A 15,951-nucleotide genomic window follows, 5' to 3' on the forward strand; every position below is an offset into this window, starting at 1 on the left:
TACCCGGAAATCTTTCAGTGAATACCTTCCCGCAATTCGGGCATTTGAACCGGCGGGGGCGTACCCAGAGGTAAACCGGTAGCCCGTTGCATCGGGTGTGCAGTTTTGGCCTCCACTCGCGCGACCGGTCGTGAACCCGCCGGGTAAGAGTCTGGCAGGAAGGACAGCTGGCTTCTTCCCTCGGTCGCCCGGCGTATACGTCAATCCTATCTGATTCGATCTTTACCCGGTAGATAATCCATCCTTGCAGTCCCAGAAGTTCCGCTATAAACTGTTTCATAGGCGGTCGAGAGCCTCCTTCGGGGTTGTGGTGTGCTAAACTATCCCTTGGCTCTTCGGCCGCCTCCTCCTTCTTACTCCACACTTTTTAGCTTAGAGCCCAAGAGAAGGAGGTTTAAACAACGGGGCTTTTAGTGTTTTCCCTCCACGGGAAACGATATTACACCGCCCCCCGTTAGCAGAGTGTTAGGAACGGTGCCTACGATGACTCCTTCCACCAGCGGAACCTCAGCCGTAATTGGTATGTCACGGTGTTGCAAGGGCACGACCACTCGCACCTGAGCGTCCAGGTGCAGCAGCAGGCGGTGCCGGGTCTGATTGATGCCGGCTGTCTCCAGCTGATCCAGCACTTTAACCTTGACCGTGCCCACCGGAAGGATATGTACGCGTATGTTGGGACCGTAGCTGGCCAGGAGTTGGCTCCCTAGAACCTGCCCCATGGGTATGGAGAAACTCTCCTCCTGCAGCTGGGCCAGGGCTTCCTCCACCGTGACAGCCAGATCTGCCGCCAAAGCCGAGACGCGCACGGCGTCCGCCTGAAGCAATGCCACCCGGCCCTCGTTGTCTTTGTGCACGATGACAAAGTCCTGGTATCGCAAATTTTCTTCTCTGATCCGAGCTCTTATCACCCGGTTGATGCGTTCCACCGCCGTCTGGGTGGCCCTGGCCTCGGCCAGGGCGTTCACGGTGGGCAAAAGGTTGCGATCTAGAAAGACGATCAACATGATTCCCACGCCTACCAGCGGCAGGAAGAGTAAGGTCCATATCCAGTAGCGGGGCCGCCCTCCCGGTAGCACCAGGTGTCACCTTCACAAAGCCAACTTTGTCTTATTCTATTCGGGTGACCCGGCCAGACGCACAAAACGCCGCTTGCCGGCTCGGATAACCGTGCCCGGACGGAGCTCCACCAGGGCCTGGGGATCGGTGATTTTCTCCTCGTTGACCCGCACTCCTCCCTGGAGGATAAGGCGACGCGCCTCGCTGAGGGTGGCAGCCAAGCCGCTGAGATGCAGGAGGCGGTACAAGGGAAGCTTCCCCTCTCGTCGCAATTCGGGCGGAGGAAGGTATTCCGGCAGGTCGCTGGGCAGTTCCCGGTGCCGGAAAATACGAATAAATTCTTCCTCGGCTTGAAGCGCTGCCTCCTCGGAATGAAAACGGCAGACGATAGTGCGAGCCAGGAACATCTTGGCGTCGCGGGGATTGAGCCGTCCCGCCTGCATTTCCCGCTCCAAGCGATCGATTTCCTCCTCAGGTACGTCTGTTAACAAGCGCAAGTAGCGGGTAATCAGGTGGTCGGGAAGAGACATGAGCTTGCCATACATTTCCCCCGGCGGATCGGTCACTCCCACATAGTTACCCAGGCTTTTGGACATCTTTTGAACGCCGTCCAGCCCCTCCAGTATAGGGGTCATGACGGCCACCTGGGGCTCTTGCCCGTAAGCTTCCTGCAGGGTGCGCCCCATGAGAAGGTTGAAGCGCTGATCGGTCCCTCCGAGTTCCACATCGGCTCGCAGGGCTACCGAATCGTATCCCTGCATTAGCGGGTAGAAAAACTCGTGAATGGAGATGGGAAGGCCGGAACGAAAACGCTTGTTGAAATCTTCCCGCTCCAACATTCGCGCCACCGTGTAGTGGGCCGCCAACTTGATTACCTCGGCGAAGGTGAGAGGCGCCAGCCAAGAGCTATTGAAAACCACCTCCGTCCTCTCCGCATCCAGAACTTTGAAGATTTGTTCTTTATAGGTACGGGCGTTGGCCAGCACCTCCTCTTCGGTGAGTTGCTTGCGGGTCTCTAGCTTTCCGGTGGGATCGCCAATGCGGGCGGTGAAATCTCCCAAAACGATGATCACCCGGTGACCCAATTCCTGAAAGTGGCGCAGCTTTTGCAGCACCACCGTGTGACCCAGGTGGATGTCGGGCGCGGTGGGATCAAGGCCCAGCTTGACGTTAAGGGGGATTCCGGTGGCTAGCGAACGCTCCAGCTTGCGCGTAAGTTCTTCCTCGGTGATTATTTCGGCCACTCCCCGCCGAATTAGGCGGAGTTGTTCTTCTAGATCTAACAAATTTTACGTACCCTCCTCCTAATCAATTATAGAAAACGCTCCCGAATTTAATTTAGCCATGCCTGTGGGCTAACTGCAAGCTTTACTGCTCTGATTTCCAGGAAATTCCGGGGCGGTTAAGTTTCTTTTACCTTGAGGCCTAATCTGGTGTATAATTTTGCCCAAATTAACCCGGTAGGAATAAGGATAGACCTATGGCGCGGCGCCGTAAGAAGAAATTAAATTGGTTTCGCCTATTTTCCCTGCTCGTTCTCCTGGCCGTTACTTTCGTCGTAGCCGCCGGAGCAGGAGCGGTCATCTATAGCCTTAAGGACTTGCCCGCTTTCGATCCGCAAAAACTTACCGGTGATTCTTCCACGCTTATCTACGATGGGCAAGGAAAACTCATCACCGAGATCGGAAGCCAGTACCGGGTACCGGTTAAGCTGGGAGAAGTGCCTCTGGAAGTGCAGAACGCCTTTCTGGCGGTGGAAGACTCCCGGTTTTACGACCACCGGGGAATAGATTTTCGCGGCGTTCTTCGTGCCCTCCGGAACAACTTTACTAAGCGAGGGATCTACGAAGGAGGCAGCACCATCACCCAGCAGCTGGCCCGTAATTGCTTCCTAACGCAGGAGAGGTCCTGGAAGCGCAAGATCCAGGAAGCCGTTCTGGCTCTGGCCATCGAACGGCACTACACCAAGCAGGAGATCCTGGAAGCTTACCTCAACCACGTTTATTTTGGGACCGGTGCCTATGGCATCCAGGCTGCAGCTCGCATTTATTTCAACAAGGAGGTCTCCCAGCTAACCCTGAAGGAAGGCGCTCTCTTGGCTGGTCTAGTCCAAGCCCCCTCCGCCTACGCCCCATTCGAAAATCCGGCCGCGGCGCGGCAGCGATGTGACCAGGTTCTAGACGCCATGGTGCGTCACGGATTTCTGGAGGCTAACCGAGCTCAGGCTCTGAAGGAAAAGCCGCTGGAACTCCACCCCGGAGCCACCGGTAGCGGGGTCACAGGAACTTACTTCGTGGATTACGTAACCGAGCAGCTCGTAGAGCGCTACGGGGCCGACCGGGTATTCCGGGAGGGACTAAGAGTTTACACTACCATGGACCCTCAAATTCAAGCGGTGGCGGAAAAGGTGTTCAATCAACCGCAGAACTTCCCGGCCTCGGTAGCCGATAAGCAAGGGGTAGTCCAGCCTCAAGGGGCGGTGGTGATACTCGATCCCCAGACCGGCTCGATCCTGGCGCTGGTGGGAGGCAGAGGGCAACCCATGGTGCGTCAGGGATTTAATAGGGCGGTTCACGCCCGCCGCCAGCCGGGTTCCGCTTTTAAGCCCCTCATCGCTTACGCCCCAGCCATCGAGTTTCTGGGACATTCCCCTGCCACCGTTTACGACGACATCCCGGTGCGCTTCGGCTCCTACGAACCGCGCAACCACGATGGCCGCTACCGGGGACTGGTCACTTTGAGGACAGCTCTCGCCCTTTCCATCAATTCGGTGGCCGTGCAGTTGCTAAATAAAGTGGGAGTAGATCAGGCCGTCGCTTTCGTAGCCCGCTTAGGCATCAAGTTAGACCCTGCTCGAGCCCAGCTAGGCATAGCGCTGGGGGGACTGGATGAGGGAGTAACCCCGCTGCAGATGGCCCAGGCTTACGCCGCCTTGGCCAATCAGGGGCAGTTGGCCCCGGCCACCGCTATCCTGCGGGTGGAAACGCGCACCGGGGCAGTGCTGGAGGAGCGTCGGGTGCAGCCGTTGCAGGTGATGAAACCCACCACTGCTTACTTGGTCACCGATATGCTGCGCTCGGCAGTAGAAAAGGGAACGGGGCAAAACGCTCGTCTAGGCAGCCGACCGGTAGCCGGCAAGACAGGCACCACCGACGAAGGAAAAGATGTGTGGTTTTGCGGTTACACCCCAGAACTGGTGGGGGTGGTTTGGATAGGTTACGACCAGCCCCGACCCATGAAAAGCGAGTTCGGCGGGGGGAAGCCAGCCTTAATCTGGCGACAGATTATGGCCGAAGCTTTAAAGTCGTCCCCTGCGAAAAATTTCGCTCGCCCGCCCGGGATCGTTTCGGCCACCGTAGATGGCAAATCAGGGTTATTGCCCGGTCCTTTGACTCCACCAGAAGATTTGGTGACCGATCTTTTCGCTGAGGGAACAGTCCCTACCCAGGCGGACGACACCAGGGTACTGGTGGATGTATGCGCCATTTCCGGTCTCCTGGCCACCGAGCACTGCCCGGAGAAAGTTACCAAGGTTTTGATCAAACGCCCTTACCAGGTGCCTCCCTTCGTAGAAGACTACCGGCTGCGCGTACCCACCGCCAGCTGCAACCTGCACCAGCAGCCGTCTCCTCCTCCATCCCCACCATCATCGCTAGATCAAGGTCAGGAAAGGAGCACTGATCATGCTGGTAGAAAGGATAGACGGTCCCCTCTTCGCCTCTCTCCTTCGCCAAGCCTTGGAATGGCTGAGCCAGCACCGAGAAGAAATTGACCGCCTTAACGTTTTCCCGGTGCCGGACGGGGATACAGGCTCTAATATGCACGCCACGCTAGCAGCTGCCGTGGCCGCGGTAGGAGACCCTCCTCCGCTCGCCATCGGGGAAGTAACCGCTCGTGCTGCCGAGGGAGCTCTTCTGGGAGCACGGGGTAATTCCGGAGTGATTCTATCTCAGGTGATGCAGGGATTCGCTCAGGTTTTAAGGGAGAAGGATACGGCTTCGGCGGAAGACATCGCCCGGGCCTTGGAAGCAGGAACTCGCCTGGCTTACCGGGCAGTGGATCGGCCCACCGAGGGCACCATTCTCACCGTGGTCCGAGAGGCGGCGCGGGAAGCTGAGGAAGTGGCGCAACGAAGCCGTAACCTGCTGCGCTTGCTGGTAGCTAGTCTGCGAGCAGCCGCAGCTGCCCTGGAGGAGACCCCCAAGCTGTTGCCCCTGCTCCAGGAGGCCGGGGTAGTGGACGCCGGCGGCCAGGGGTTCACCGCCATCTTGGAGGGGATGCGCCGCAAGCAAGAACTCAGCCACGCTCCCCCGGTAGCCGCCCGCCGGCCCCCCTCCAGTCAGCACCTCACTCGCTCCTATTGCACCGAACTATTGCTCCAGGGAGAATCGCTCGACTCCGGAGCTTTAAAGCGAGCTCTGACACCGCTGGGGGATTCGCTTATGGTGGTGGGCGACCACCGCTTGCTAAAAGTGCATATCCACACCGAACACCCTGGCCTGGTGCTGGAAGAAGCCATAAAACAGGGGAGTTTGCTCGAAGTTAAAATCGATAATCTGCAGCAGCAGGTGCAGAAACACCGCTCGATGGGAGTGACGGCGATAGTCCAAGGGGAGGGGTTCGCCAATCTTTTCCGCCAGCTAGGAGCGCAAATAGTGGAGGGAGGAGCCACCATGAACCCCAGCGTTGCTCAGCTGCTCGAGGGTATCCGCGCTACCGGCGCCGCAGGAGTAATACTGCTCCCTAACCACCCTAATATCCTTCTCACCGCCGAGATGGCCCAGGAATTAGCCGACCGGGAAGTGAAGGTGGTTCCTACGCGGAGCCAACCCCAGGGACTGCGAGCTCTGCTGGCCTTCGACCAGGAGCGCCAGCTGGAAGAAAATTACCGCGCCATGTGCCAGGCCGCCAACTCTGCAATCACGATCAGTATAACTAGGGCGATGCGGGATTCGCGCTGGGAAGGCCGGGAAATAAAGAAAGGCGATTTTCTGGCTCTAGAACAGGATCGCTTGCTGAGCGCCGGCGCGGAGCTTAAGCAGGTGCTGCTAGAAGCCGTGGGCTCTTTGGCCGAAGGCCGGGAAGTGCTCACCCTTTTCTGGGGCCAGGACTGCTCCCCGGCAGAAGCCGAAACCCTGGCCTCGCTGCTGGCCACCTCTTTCCCCTGGATGGAAGTGGAAATCCAGGAGGGAAGTCAGCCCTATTACCCCCTGCTCTTGCTGCTGGAGTGAGGTGAACACGATGAGCCAAGTGGCAGTAGTAACCGATAGCACGGCCGACTTGCCGAAGGACCTGATCGAAGAACTGGGAATAAGCGTCGTCCCCTTGCGCCTCCTTCTGGGAGAAGCTAGCTATCGCGACCGGGAGGAAATCGAACTGGAAGAGTTCTACCGTCGCCTCCTGGCGGGAGAGATAGCCCGCACCTCTCAGCCATCCCCGGTGGATTTCGCTGCGGTTTACCAGCAGCTGCACCAGGACGGGAAAAGCATAGTTTCTATCCATATCTCCAGCGGTTTAAGCGGCACCGTGCACTCCGCCCGAGTCGCCAGCCAGTTGGTTTCCGGAGCTCGGATCACGTTGATCGACTCGCGGTTGGTCACCCTAGCGATGGGAGTAGCTGTGGAAACAGCGGCACGCCTGGCCCGGGAGGGGGCGAAACATGAAGAGGTGGCGAACCGGGCTAGAGCTTGCTTAGAGCATACCCGCGCCTTCTTTTCTGTCTCTTCGCTCGACTATCTGCAACGCGGTGGACGGATAGGCAAAGCCCAGGCTCTCCTGGGCACCCTCCTGAACATAAAGCCCCTCCTCACCTTTGAGGAGGGGATCATCTGCCCCCAAGAAAAGGTCCGGGGAAAACGCGCACTGCGGCGGCGTATGGTGGAGGCCGCCGCAGCAGTAGCTGGGGAACCGCTCTATTGCCAATTGCTCTATTCCGGCGATCCCGAGCCTCTGTCCGAGCTTCAGGAACTGGCCACCATGCTCTTACCGCCGAGCAGCCGGATAATCACCGCCAGAGTAGGCGCAGTGGTGGCTGCCCACGCTGGCCCTAGCGTTTACGGGTTAGCGGTTACCCCGTTAAGACTCGTGCTCCTCGGTAGCTAGAGAAATCAGCTGATCGAGATCGCAGTGCGCAGCTACCACTTCCCGGGCCAAGGAGATAGCTCGTTCATCGCCCGGGCGAATGACGCGGGTGGCTTCGGCCAGACGGCTTATCACCGTGTAAGTATCGTAATGCACCAGAATCACCGGAACCCCCTTCTCCGAGGCCCGCACAATCACTCTCATATCGGGATAAATGCCCCCTGTGAGGATCAGTACCGAAACATCGGTCTCCAAGGCGGCCAGGGCAATCTCGGTACGGTCACCACCGGTGATAACTGCCTTATTGGCCGAGCGCCTGAAATAGGCCAAAGCGCTCTCCAGGGTCATGGCTCCCACCAGCACATCTTCCACCACATTGCCCATCCGACCCTCTCCGGTGAGGATCTCGCCGCCCAGGAGTTCGTAAAACTCAGCCACTGTGGGGGCGCTGAGCTCGGTCTGGTGCGGAATGACCCCCAGTGTCTTCAGCCCTTGCTCGGCCAGAATTTCCCGGTAAAGACCTTCCGCCTTAGCCAGGAGCATTCGGGGAACATTGTTGAAGATCACTCCGGCCAACTTCACTCCCATTTCCCGGCCGCAACGCCCTAGGAAAAGAATCTCGTCCAAGCTGCGGTCGTTGAGTGGGCGTAACAAACAGACCAGCGTAGCACCCCATTCCCGCGCCAACGCAAAAGCGTCTAACCCCATTGAAGCCATAGCCCAGGGATGCGCGGCACCGTCCACCAGCAAGGCTGAGGCTCCAGAGGCTACTTTGCTGTAAGCCGCCAGCACTTGCTGCCGACACGCCGCCCGGTCCCGATAAGTGGAGAGGTAATAATTGCCCAGCGACAGAGGGGCGAGTTCCTCCGGAGAGAAAGGAAGCCCAAGAACCGTCTGCATCAGAGCAGCGTCGCGATCCCCGCCTCCCACTGCCCCCGGGGGGTTACCTACCGGTTTAAAATAGCGCACCACCGTCCCCCGTTCACGGAGGTGCAAGGCCAAACCCAGAGCTACTGCCGTCTTTCCGCTCCCAGCCGCGCCCACGAAGTAAAGAACTCCCATATTTGCTCACCTCACCGAATTGTCATCTTAACGTCCACCGCCACCGCGCCCTGCGGGTAGGCGAAAACCGGGTTAATGTCCATTTCCACCAAATCAGGAAAATCACTCACCAATTGAGCCACTCTGCCCACCACTTCCACCACCGCCTTCAGATCGGCGGGTTTTTCGCCCCGGAAACCTCGCAATAAATCGTAAGCTTTGGTCTCCCGGATCATGGACTCCGCCTCTCTAGAGCCTAGGCCCCATGCCAGCCGGAAAGCAGCGTCTTTCAGCAAGTTCACGTACACACCGCCCAGGCCAAAAGCTATGAGGGGGCCAAATTGGAGATCGCGCGTCATACCCACGATGAGTTCTACTCCCCGAGGGCACATCTTTTGCACCTCTACCCCAAAAAGGTTGGCTTGTGGGAAGTGACGCGCCGCACTCTCCATAATCTCCCAGAAAGCCTGTCGGATTTCGTCCGGCGTTTTCAAGCCCACCCGGACCCCTCCGATATCGGTCTTGTGTAGTATGTCGGGTGAGGCCACTTTCAGCACCACCGGGTAACCGAGTTCCGCTGCGATGGCCACGGCCTCAGCCGCCCGCTGGGCCAACTGGATAGGAGCCACCTTAATGCCATAAGCGGCAGCCACCGCTGCCCCTTCGCTGGAAAGGAGAGAGCGCCGGCGCTCCTGGCGCACCCGCTCCAGAATGCGCTTCACCTCTTCCGGGCGCACGTCCGGATAAACCGGAGTCTCTTCCCTGGGGGGGCGCGTTTTAATGGAGCCGTAGCGTACCAACCCCGCCAGCGCCCCCACCGCCAACTCGGGAAAAGTGAAGCAGGGAATGCCGGCCTGGGTGAGCAATTTCAGCCCCCCGGCCATGCTTTCCCCGCCCATGAGCACCGCCAGCATGGGCTTGTGAGGAAAACGAGCGTGAAGCTCGATCATGGTCTGGGCCACCCCTTCGGGATCGGACACCGCGGTGGGGCAGGTTATGACTATCACCCCATCGGTATTATCGTCTCCCAGCACCTGGTTTAACGCCGCCTCGTAGCGATCGCGTCGGGCGTCACCTAGCACATCCACGGGGTTGAAGATGTTAGAGGCAGGGGGCAACTGGTTGCGTAGTTCCTCCAGCGTCTCCCGATCGAAGCGCGCCATCTCCAGTCCCTGCCGCTCCACGCTGTCCGCCGCCACAATCCCCGCGCCCCCGGCGTTGGTGACGATGGCCACCTTCTTACCCCGGGGGACCGGCTGCCGGGCGAATACCACCGCCAGATCGAAGAGCTCCCGCATGGTGTCCACCCGGATAACTCCCACCTGCCGGAAGGCGGTATCGTAAGCCACGTTGGAACCCGCCAGCGCTCCGGTGTGCGAGGAAGCAGCCTTGGCTCCCGCCTCGCTCACACCCGATTTCAATACCACCACCGGCTTCTCGAGAGTCACCTGCTCCGCCACCTCTAGGAATCGCTGCCCCTCCTTGATGTCCTCCAGATAGCATAGGATCACCTTGGTATTGGGGTCATTGGCCGCCGCCTCTATGAGGTCGGTCTCGTTTAGGTCGGCCTTGTTACCCATGCTCACGAACTGGGAAAAGCCAATATTCTCTTTCAAGCTCCAGTCCAGAATAGCCACCAGCATGGCCCCGCTCTGGGAGATAAAAGCTATCTCGCCTTGATGAGGGAAACCAGCAGCAAAAGAAGCATTGAGAGGCGCATGGGTATCCGTCACCCCTACGCAATTGGGACCTAGCAGGCGCATTCCGTGCTCCCGGCAAATGGATACCAGTTCCTGCTCTTTAGCCAAACCCTCTTTGCCCGTCTCGCGAAATCCAGCCGAGATTACCACCAGCACCTTGACCCCAGCCTTGCCGCAATCGCGCGCCACCTCCAGCACCGCTGTAGCCGGTACAGCTATCACTGCCAGATCAACTGCTCCCGCCCCCACGGCCGTCACCGAGGGAAAACAGCGCAGCCCTTCGACTTCTTCGGCGCGGGGGTTGATAGGGTAGATTTTCCCCCGATAGCCAGAGGCCAATATGTTACGAACGATGATGTTGCCTATCTTGGTACGATCCTGCGAAGCACCTACTACCGCCACGCTTCGCGGCCGAAAAAGGGCTTCCAACATGCCTTTCCGTTCCCCCCTCTGGGTTATCACCGAAACACCACCAACTCTTTACTTTCGGTATGGTTCCTCCTTTCCCCTTCAAAAAACCAAGAAAGGGGTCTTTGCCGGTTAACTTTTTGGAGCTGAGCCTCCCCAGGGCTAAAGCCCGAGTGTCCGGCCCTGCTGGACAGCCTCGCGAGGGGACAGAGGGGTTGCTGCGGAAGGGGGTAAGCCTTGTGCCGAGGCCCGGGATTATGACACGCCGCCTGCTGGCGGTGGCGAGAGCCTGGAAGAGGTTGACACGCTTGTTTTTGAAAAACCTGCCACGATTCGGGGATGCGCAGCTGCCAACCACGAAGTGATTCAATAGATCACCAGCGGGGTGAACGAGAAGAGAAGAAGCCTCACGAAGCTCCTCAACATGGCGAAGAGAGGCGAGGTAGAGAGAGTGGTCACTTCTGTCCCAAAACGAACAGCCTATCGAACGGCAATTCTATTTCGCCGCAGCCGCAGATAGCCTCTAGTTCTTCGGCTAGCCGCATACAAAAGGCAGCATGGGACGCTTCCGGCAGTAAGGCGAGATAAGGCTGCAGGCCAGCGGCCCGGAAAAAAGCTACCGCCGCTTCCGCCGCAGGAAAGTAAAGCGTCCATTTCTCCCGCCACACTTTCGCTTCTGAGAAGCCCACGGTTTTTACCAATCTACGATAGCTTTCCTCTTCCCCCATAAACCAAGGATATTTCCCACTCCGGCACGGGCACCCCGGGATCATCATTGTTGCTACTGCCTCCAGTGCTCTTAGCAATGGCGGGGAGAAATCCTTCGCCGTGAACTGAAGCGCCAACCTGCCTCCGGGCCGCAGGGCACGGAAGAGCGCCGTCAACACCGTCTCCTGTTCCCAGACCCATTGCAACGCCGAATTCGAAAAAACCACATCGAACTCGTCCACTAAATCCAGATCCCGCATGTCCTGCACCCGGAACTCGAGGTTTTGCACACCGGTAGCTTTTGCCTTGCTTAGCGCTACCCCGATCATTTCCGGAGCATTGTCGATGCCAAGCACCCGCCCCGGGTAGGCTATCTTTGCCAACTTAAGGGTCAGCTCCCCCGTGCCGCAGCCAACGTCAAGAACATCCTCTCCAGATCGGACTGCCGCAAGCCGGATCAGGAGATCTCCCACTGCAAAACGCTGCTGGGAAACCACATCGTATTCATCACCGTTCCAGGCCCTGGTTGCCATGGCCAACCTCCCCAAGCTTTAAACCAAAAACTCTTTGCTGCGCCGGGGGTTATGCATCTTGCACGACCTGTAACTCGCCTCCAGTGCCTATTCCCTATAAAAGCAAATGGTGCCGGGGGCGGGACTCGAACCCGCACGGCCTCGCGGCCACCGGATTTTGAGTCCGGCGCGTCTGCCAATTCCACCACCCCGGCATCCTGGTGGGCGATGGAGGGTTCGAACCTCCGACCCCCTGCTTGTAAGGCAGGTGCTCTCCCCCTGAGCTAATCGCCCGAAAATAAAAAATTCACCTGGTGGGCCCACCAGGATTCGAACCTGGAACCAACGGATTATGAGTCCGCTGCTCTGACCGTTGAGCTATGGGCCCCAGCTGCTATTATACAGAAAAAGAAGATCGGCCGTCAACCAGGGTAACGGCCGATCGCTTTCACTCGATATAGTCTTTGAGCTTCTTAGAACGGCTGGGGTGTCTGAGTTTGCGCAGGGTTTTGGCTTCGATCTGCCTTATGCGCTCCCGAGTGACGCCAAATTTCTGCCCCACTTCTTCGAGCGTGCGGGCATGCCCATCGTCTAAACCAAAACGCAGCCGCAGCACCTTCTGCTCCCGGGGAGTAAGGCTCTGTAACACTTCGTCTAGCTGCTCCCGCAGCAAGGCGTAAGAAGCTTCGTCCGCTGGCGCCTGGGCTTCCTGGTCTTCAATGAAATCGCCCAGGTGCGAATCCTCCTCTTCGCCTATAGGCGTCTCTAAGCTCACTGGCTCTTGCGCCACCTTCATGATTTCCCGCACCTTGTCGGGAGAGGTGCCCATCTTCTCGGCGATTTCCTCCGGGGTGGGCTCCCGCCCCAGTTCCTGTACCAGCTGCCGGGAGATGCGAACCAGCTTATTGATGGTTTCCACCATGTGCACCGGAATGCGAATGGTGCGAGCCTGATCGGCAATGGCCCTGGTTATAGCCTGACGTATCCACCAGGTGGCGTAGGTGGAAAACTTGTATCCTTTCCGCCAGTCGAATTTTTCCACCGCTTTGATGAGCCCCAGATTGCCTTCCTGGATCAGATCGAGAAAGAGCATCCCCCGCCCCACGTAGCGCTTGGCAATGGAAACCACCAGGCGCAAGTTGGCCTCGATGAGACGGCGCTTGGCTTCCTCGTCCCCCTGCTCCATTCTTTTGGCCAACTCGATCTCTTCCTCGGGAGTCAAGAGAGAGATGCGCCCGATCTCTTTAAGATACATCCGCACCGGATCATCGACTTCGATGCCCTCCGGAACGCCGAGTTCCTCGCCTTCTTCCCCGGAAATCTTTTCTTCCTTAGCTTCCCCTTCGGTTAAGTCCTGCGCCTCGGGTACCACATCTATCCCCTCCGCTGCCAGGCGCTCGTATATTTCATCTATCTGCTCGGGCGAAAGATCCATGCCCTGCAGATCGTCCATTATCTCCGCGTAAGTAAGGACTCCCGCTTTGCGGCCTTTGGCCAGCAGTTGCTCGATCTCATTCTGGTGCGACTGCACCTCGGCCCGGTTTCCTTTCCCGCTCATTATCCATTTCCCCTCCCTTCTGTTCCAGAATAAGCAGGGACTGGAACTCCGAAAGAATCTGCTGCACCTTGGCCTCATTGCCCTGCTTCTCGGCCAAGCTCAGCTTTCCCGCCAGTTGCCTCCGCCGCCTTTTCCAGCGGCTGGCGCGCAGAAAGCGCAGGCAATCTTCCCAGGGAATCGCCTCTTCCTCCTCGATTAAGATCGCCGCCGCCATGCCCATGGCCTCTTCAGGCAGTTGCCCGGATAGCACCGAAGGTCGCAGCTCTTCTCCCGCCGCCAGCGCCCCGGACAAGGCCCGGTACACCGCCCGGCACTCAGAGAGGATAAAGAGCTCCTCCCCTCCCTCAGCCTCCACCTGCGCCAACAGCTCAGGCCAGCGCAGCAACGCCCGCAACACCTTGGTCTCGGCCTCAATTTGGGCTCGCGGCACGCCGGAGATTTCGTGTTTATTTTTAGCATTTTTACTGCTTTTTAGCCCGGTAGCTGGCCCGGCCTCCGACTCAAAGCGCTGGAGCTCGTCCCGAACCACCTCCCAGCCCATCCCGGTGAGCTGGCTCACCAGCCGGATAGCTTCTTCTCGCTCGGCCCAGGTGCTCAGATGGGCCAGGTTAGGGAGCAGAGCTCGCAGCGCCTGCAGCTTATCCCGCGCCGTCACCAGTCCCCCCGCCGCCAGTCTCTGCCCCTTATACACCAGCAAGGGCAGAGAGCGAGCCAGGAGCTCTTCCCAAGCCGCGGGGCCCGCGGAACGCAGAAACTCGTCCGGGTCCTGCCCCTCCGGGAGTTCCACCACTAACACCTCCAGCCCCGCTTGATCCAGAATATCCAAACCCCGCCAGGTAGCGGCCTCACCCGCCCGGTCGCGATCGTAAGCGATGTAAACCTTCCCGGTGTAGCGAGCCAGCTTGGAGGCCTGCTCCTGGGTTAGACTGGTGCCCAGGCTGGCTACCGCGTAGGTGAAGCCAAATTGATGCAAGCTCAAAGCATCGAAATAACCCTCCACCATCACGGCGAAGCCCTGTGTTCGAATAGTTTCCTTGGCCTGAGCCAGAGCGTACAACTCGTTGCGCTTATTAAAGAGCGGGGTCTCCGGCGAGTTTAAGTATTTAGGTTGAACGGTGTCATCTAGAGCTCGCCCCCCGAATCCCACCACCTTGCCTTGGGGGGTAAAAATGGGAAAGATCAATCGGCCGCAGAAGCGGCACACTACCTGGCCGGTAGCGGTGCGTGAAGCCAAGCCCCACTTGAGCGCTGCTTCCACGCTCGCTCCCTGGGCTTGGAGGAAATGAAGCAGGCTATCCGCTTCCGAGGGGGCGTAACCCAGACCGAAGCGGCGGGCCGCCTCCTCGCTCACTCCTCGCTTTTCCAAGTAGCGCCGCGCCGGAGCACCTTTTTCTCCCCACAGCATCGCCGTGAAAAACTCCAGCGCCAAGCGGTGTAGCTTTTCCCCCTCCTCCAGTTCCCGGCGACGAGCCATCCAGGAAGGGTCTGAGCTCTGAGGGGGTAGGGACAGGCCCGCTCGCGCCGCCAGTTTCTCTAAGGCCTCCAGAAAATCCAACTTTTCTCGCAGCATAAGGAACTTGATGGCGTCACCGCCCGCCCCGCAGCCGAAACAGTAAAAAAACTGTTTCTGCGGCGAGACAGTGAAGGAAGGCGTACGCTCGGGGTGAAAGGGACATAGCCCGACGTAATTCTTCCCCCGACGTTGCAGGCGGACATATTCGCCCACCAGCAACACGATATCTGTACGATCCAGCACCTCGCGGACGAATTCCGGTGGCATATAACCGCGCAAAGATCGTACCCCTCACTTTGATAAACGCCTCAGGGTATAAAGTTCGCCGTCGAAAAAGTTTTTCCTGCTTCCAACAGTAACTGTTTAGAATACCGAGAAACCGCGGGGCAAACATAGGTTGGCGAACTGGGTAACTGCGTACCGATCGGTCATGCCGGCAATGTAATCCGCCACCACTCGCTCCAGGCCAAACTCCTCTACCCGCTGCAAGTATTCCCGGGGCAGATGCTGGGGGTGCTTGACGAAATAATGGAATAAAAACTGCACCACGTGGCGCGCTTTGCCCTCTTCCCGCTTGGCTGCCGAGCCCAGGTAGACGCGTTCGAAGAGGAACTCTCGCAACCTGGTGATGGCCTGCCGCACCGGCTCGCTCATGCGTATTTCCGGCCGATCTCTGCTTTCCTGAATAATGTCCAGAACCATTGTATTTATACGCTGGCTATGGCGGTGGCCCAGGAACTCTACACAATCGCCTGGCAGATCTTCCGGCACCAGCACCCCCCCTCGTAAAGCGTCGTCGATATCGTGGTTGATATAGGCTATGCGATCGGCCAGCCGGACTATCTGCCCCTCGAGAGTAGCCGGCGAGTTGGGACCGGTGTGGTTGAGAATACCATCGCGCACCTCGAAGGTGAGGTTAAGCCCCGTACCCTTCTCCAGCAGGTCCACCACCCGCAGACTTTGCTCGTTATGCCGGAAACCAGGAAAAACCTCGGCTAAAGCCTGCTCCCCCGTGTGCCCGAAGGGGGTATGCCCCAAGTCGTGCCCTAGGGCTATGGCTTCAGTCAAATCCTCGTTTAGCCGCAGCCCCCGAGCTATGGTGCGGGCGATTTGAGTCACTTCCAGGGTGTGGGTTAGACGCGTGCGGTAGTGGTCCCCCTCAGGGATGAGGAAGACCTGGGTCTTATACTTCAGGCGCCGGAAACTCTTGCTATGAATGATACGGTCACGATCGCGTTGGAACTCGGTCCGCACCGAACAGGGTTCCTCCGGCAACTGGCGTCCCCGCGTCCTCCGGCTGAGGCAGGCGTGAGGGGAAAGGATCTTTTCCTCCAGCTCCTCCCAATAAGTCCGCCCCAGAGACAAACCTTTCAC

The 15,951-nt window shown here is 58.6% G+C and carries 12 protein-coding genes, 3 tRNA genes and 1 pseudogene (1 of these 16 cut by a window edge); 4 read left to right on the forward strand and 12 right to left on the reverse strand.

What is annotated here, in order from left to right:
• The 3 genes from ACTLLP_RS07380 to tyrS all read right to left on the reverse strand — a co-directional run.
• Nucleotides 1-280 carry the 5' portion of an ISL3 family transposase gene (locus ACTLLP_RS07380; RefSeq protein ID WP_441058467.1) on the reverse strand. Its footprint begins 845 nt before the window's first position, so only the first 280 of its 1,125 coding nucleotides appear in the window; it begins with the start codon at nucleotides 278-280; its stop codon lies off the left edge, out of view.
• A 130-nt stretch (nucleotides 281-410) separates the two neighbouring features.
• Nucleotides 411-1,076, reverse strand: a complete 666-nt coding sequence (yunB, locus tag ACTLLP_RS07385; RefSeq protein WP_441058469.1) for a sporulation protein YunB — start codon at nucleotides 1,074-1,076, stop codon at nucleotides 411-413.
• A gap of 36 nt (nucleotides 1,077-1,112) precedes the next feature.
• Nucleotides 1,113-2,342 (reverse strand): tyrosine--tRNA ligase, encoded by a 1,230-nt coding sequence (tyrS, locus tag ACTLLP_RS07390; RefSeq protein ID WP_441058471.1) that lies wholly within the window; start codon nucleotides 2,340-2,342, stop codon nucleotides 1,113-1,115.
• 194 nt (nucleotides 2,343-2,536) lie between these two features.
• Here tyrS and ACTLLP_RS07395 point away from each other — a divergent pair, with 194 nt between their 5' ends.
• Genes ACTLLP_RS07395 through ACTLLP_RS07405 form a run of 3 tightly spaced genes read left to right on the forward strand, consistent with a single transcriptional unit; the run spans nucleotide 2,537 to nucleotide 7,158 of the window.
• On the forward strand, nucleotides 2,537-4,828 hold the full coding sequence (locus ACTLLP_RS07395; RefSeq protein WP_441058473.1) for a transglycosylase domain-containing protein: 2,292 nt from the start codon (nucleotides 2,537-2,539) through the stop codon (nucleotides 4,826-4,828).
• Entirely contained in the window at nucleotides 4,740-6,287 is a 1,548-nt protein-coding gene (locus ACTLLP_RS07400) for a DAK2 domain-containing protein (protein WP_441058475.1), read from the forward strand. Before ACTLLP_RS07395 ends, ACTLLP_RS07400 begins: the two co-directional genes overlap by 89 nt.
• A 10-nt stretch (nucleotides 6,288-6,297) precedes the next feature.
• Nucleotides 6,298-7,158 (forward strand): DegV family protein, encoded by an 861-nt coding sequence (locus ACTLLP_RS07405; RefSeq protein WP_441058477.1) that lies wholly within the window; start codon nucleotides 6,298-6,300, stop codon nucleotides 7,156-7,158.
• On the opposite strand, the gene ACTLLP_RS07410 is transcribed toward ACTLLP_RS07405, so the two are convergent.
• Together ACTLLP_RS07410 and acs are read right to left on the reverse strand one after the other, a co-directional pair.
• Nucleotides 7,132-8,199: a phosphotransacetylase family protein gene (locus ACTLLP_RS07410; protein WP_441058479.1), complete on the reverse strand. Its 1,068-nt coding sequence runs from the start codon at nucleotides 8,197-8,199 to the stop codon at nucleotides 7,132-7,134. The genes ACTLLP_RS07405 and ACTLLP_RS07410 overlap by 27 nt on opposite strands.
• An 11-nt stretch (nucleotides 8,200-8,210) precedes the next feature.
• Nucleotides 8,211-10,310 carry an acetate--CoA ligase alpha subunit gene (gene acs, locus ACTLLP_RS07415; RefSeq protein ID WP_441058481.1) on the reverse strand — a complete coding sequence of 700 codons (2,100 nt, stop codon included), beginning with the start codon at nucleotides 10,308-10,310 and terminating at the stop codon, nucleotides 8,211-8,213.
• A 349-nt stretch (nucleotides 10,311-10,659) separates the two neighbouring features.
• Between acs and ACTLLP_RS07420 the strand changes: the two are divergent.
• A pseudogene (locus tag ACTLLP_RS07420) lies at nucleotides 10,660-10,767 on the forward strand (IS607 family transposase); the annotation flags it as partial.
• On the opposite strand, the gene ACTLLP_RS07425 reads toward ACTLLP_RS07420, so the two are convergent.
• From ACTLLP_RS07425 to ACTLLP_RS07455, 7 genes are all read right to left on the reverse strand, one after another.
• The gene (locus tag ACTLLP_RS07425; RefSeq protein ID WP_441058483.1) at nucleotides 10,742-11,527 is read right to left on the reverse strand and encodes a class I SAM-dependent methyltransferase; all 786 of its coding nucleotides are present in this window, start codon (nucleotides 11,525-11,527) and stop codon (nucleotides 10,742-10,744) included. The pseudogene ACTLLP_RS07420 and the gene ACTLLP_RS07425 sit on opposite strands and share 26 nt — an antisense overlap.
• A gap of 107 nt (nucleotides 11,528-11,634) precedes the next feature.
• Nucleotides 11,635-11,721, reverse strand: a tRNA-Leu gene (locus ACTLLP_RS07430).
• A 4-nt stretch (nucleotides 11,722-11,725) separates the two neighbouring features.
• Nucleotides 11,726-11,800 (reverse strand) — tRNA-Val (locus ACTLLP_RS07435).
• Between the two features lie 18 nt (nucleotides 11,801-11,818).
• Nucleotides 11,819-11,894: transfer RNA gene (locus tag ACTLLP_RS07440), tRNA-Ile, on the reverse strand.
• Between the two features lie 60 nt (nucleotides 11,895-11,954).
• Entirely contained in the window at nucleotides 11,955-13,064 is a 1,110-nt protein-coding gene (rpoD, locus tag ACTLLP_RS07445; protein WP_441058485.1) for an RNA polymerase sigma factor RpoD, read from the reverse strand.
• Complete coding sequence (gene dnaG, locus ACTLLP_RS07450) at nucleotides 13,018-14,856, reverse strand: DNA primase (protein WP_441058487.1); 1,839 nt, start codon at nucleotides 14,854-14,856, stop codon at nucleotides 13,018-13,020. The genes rpoD and dnaG overlap by 47 nt, the downstream gene beginning before the upstream one ends.
• A gap of 84 nt (nucleotides 14,857-14,940) precedes the next feature.
• Nucleotides 14,941-15,942: a deoxyguanosinetriphosphate triphosphohydrolase gene (locus ACTLLP_RS07455; protein WP_441058489.1), complete on the reverse strand. Its 1,002-nt coding sequence runs from the start codon at nucleotides 15,940-15,942 to the stop codon at nucleotides 14,941-14,943.
• Between the last annotated feature and the right edge of the window lie 9 nt (nucleotides 15,943-15,951).

Origin of the sequence: Desulfothermobacter acidiphilus (assembly GCF_052073645.1) — a bacterium.
Classification (GTDB): Bacteria; Bacillota; Desulfotomaculia; order Desulfotomaculales; family Ammonificaceae; genus Desulfothermobacter; species Desulfothermobacter acidiphilus.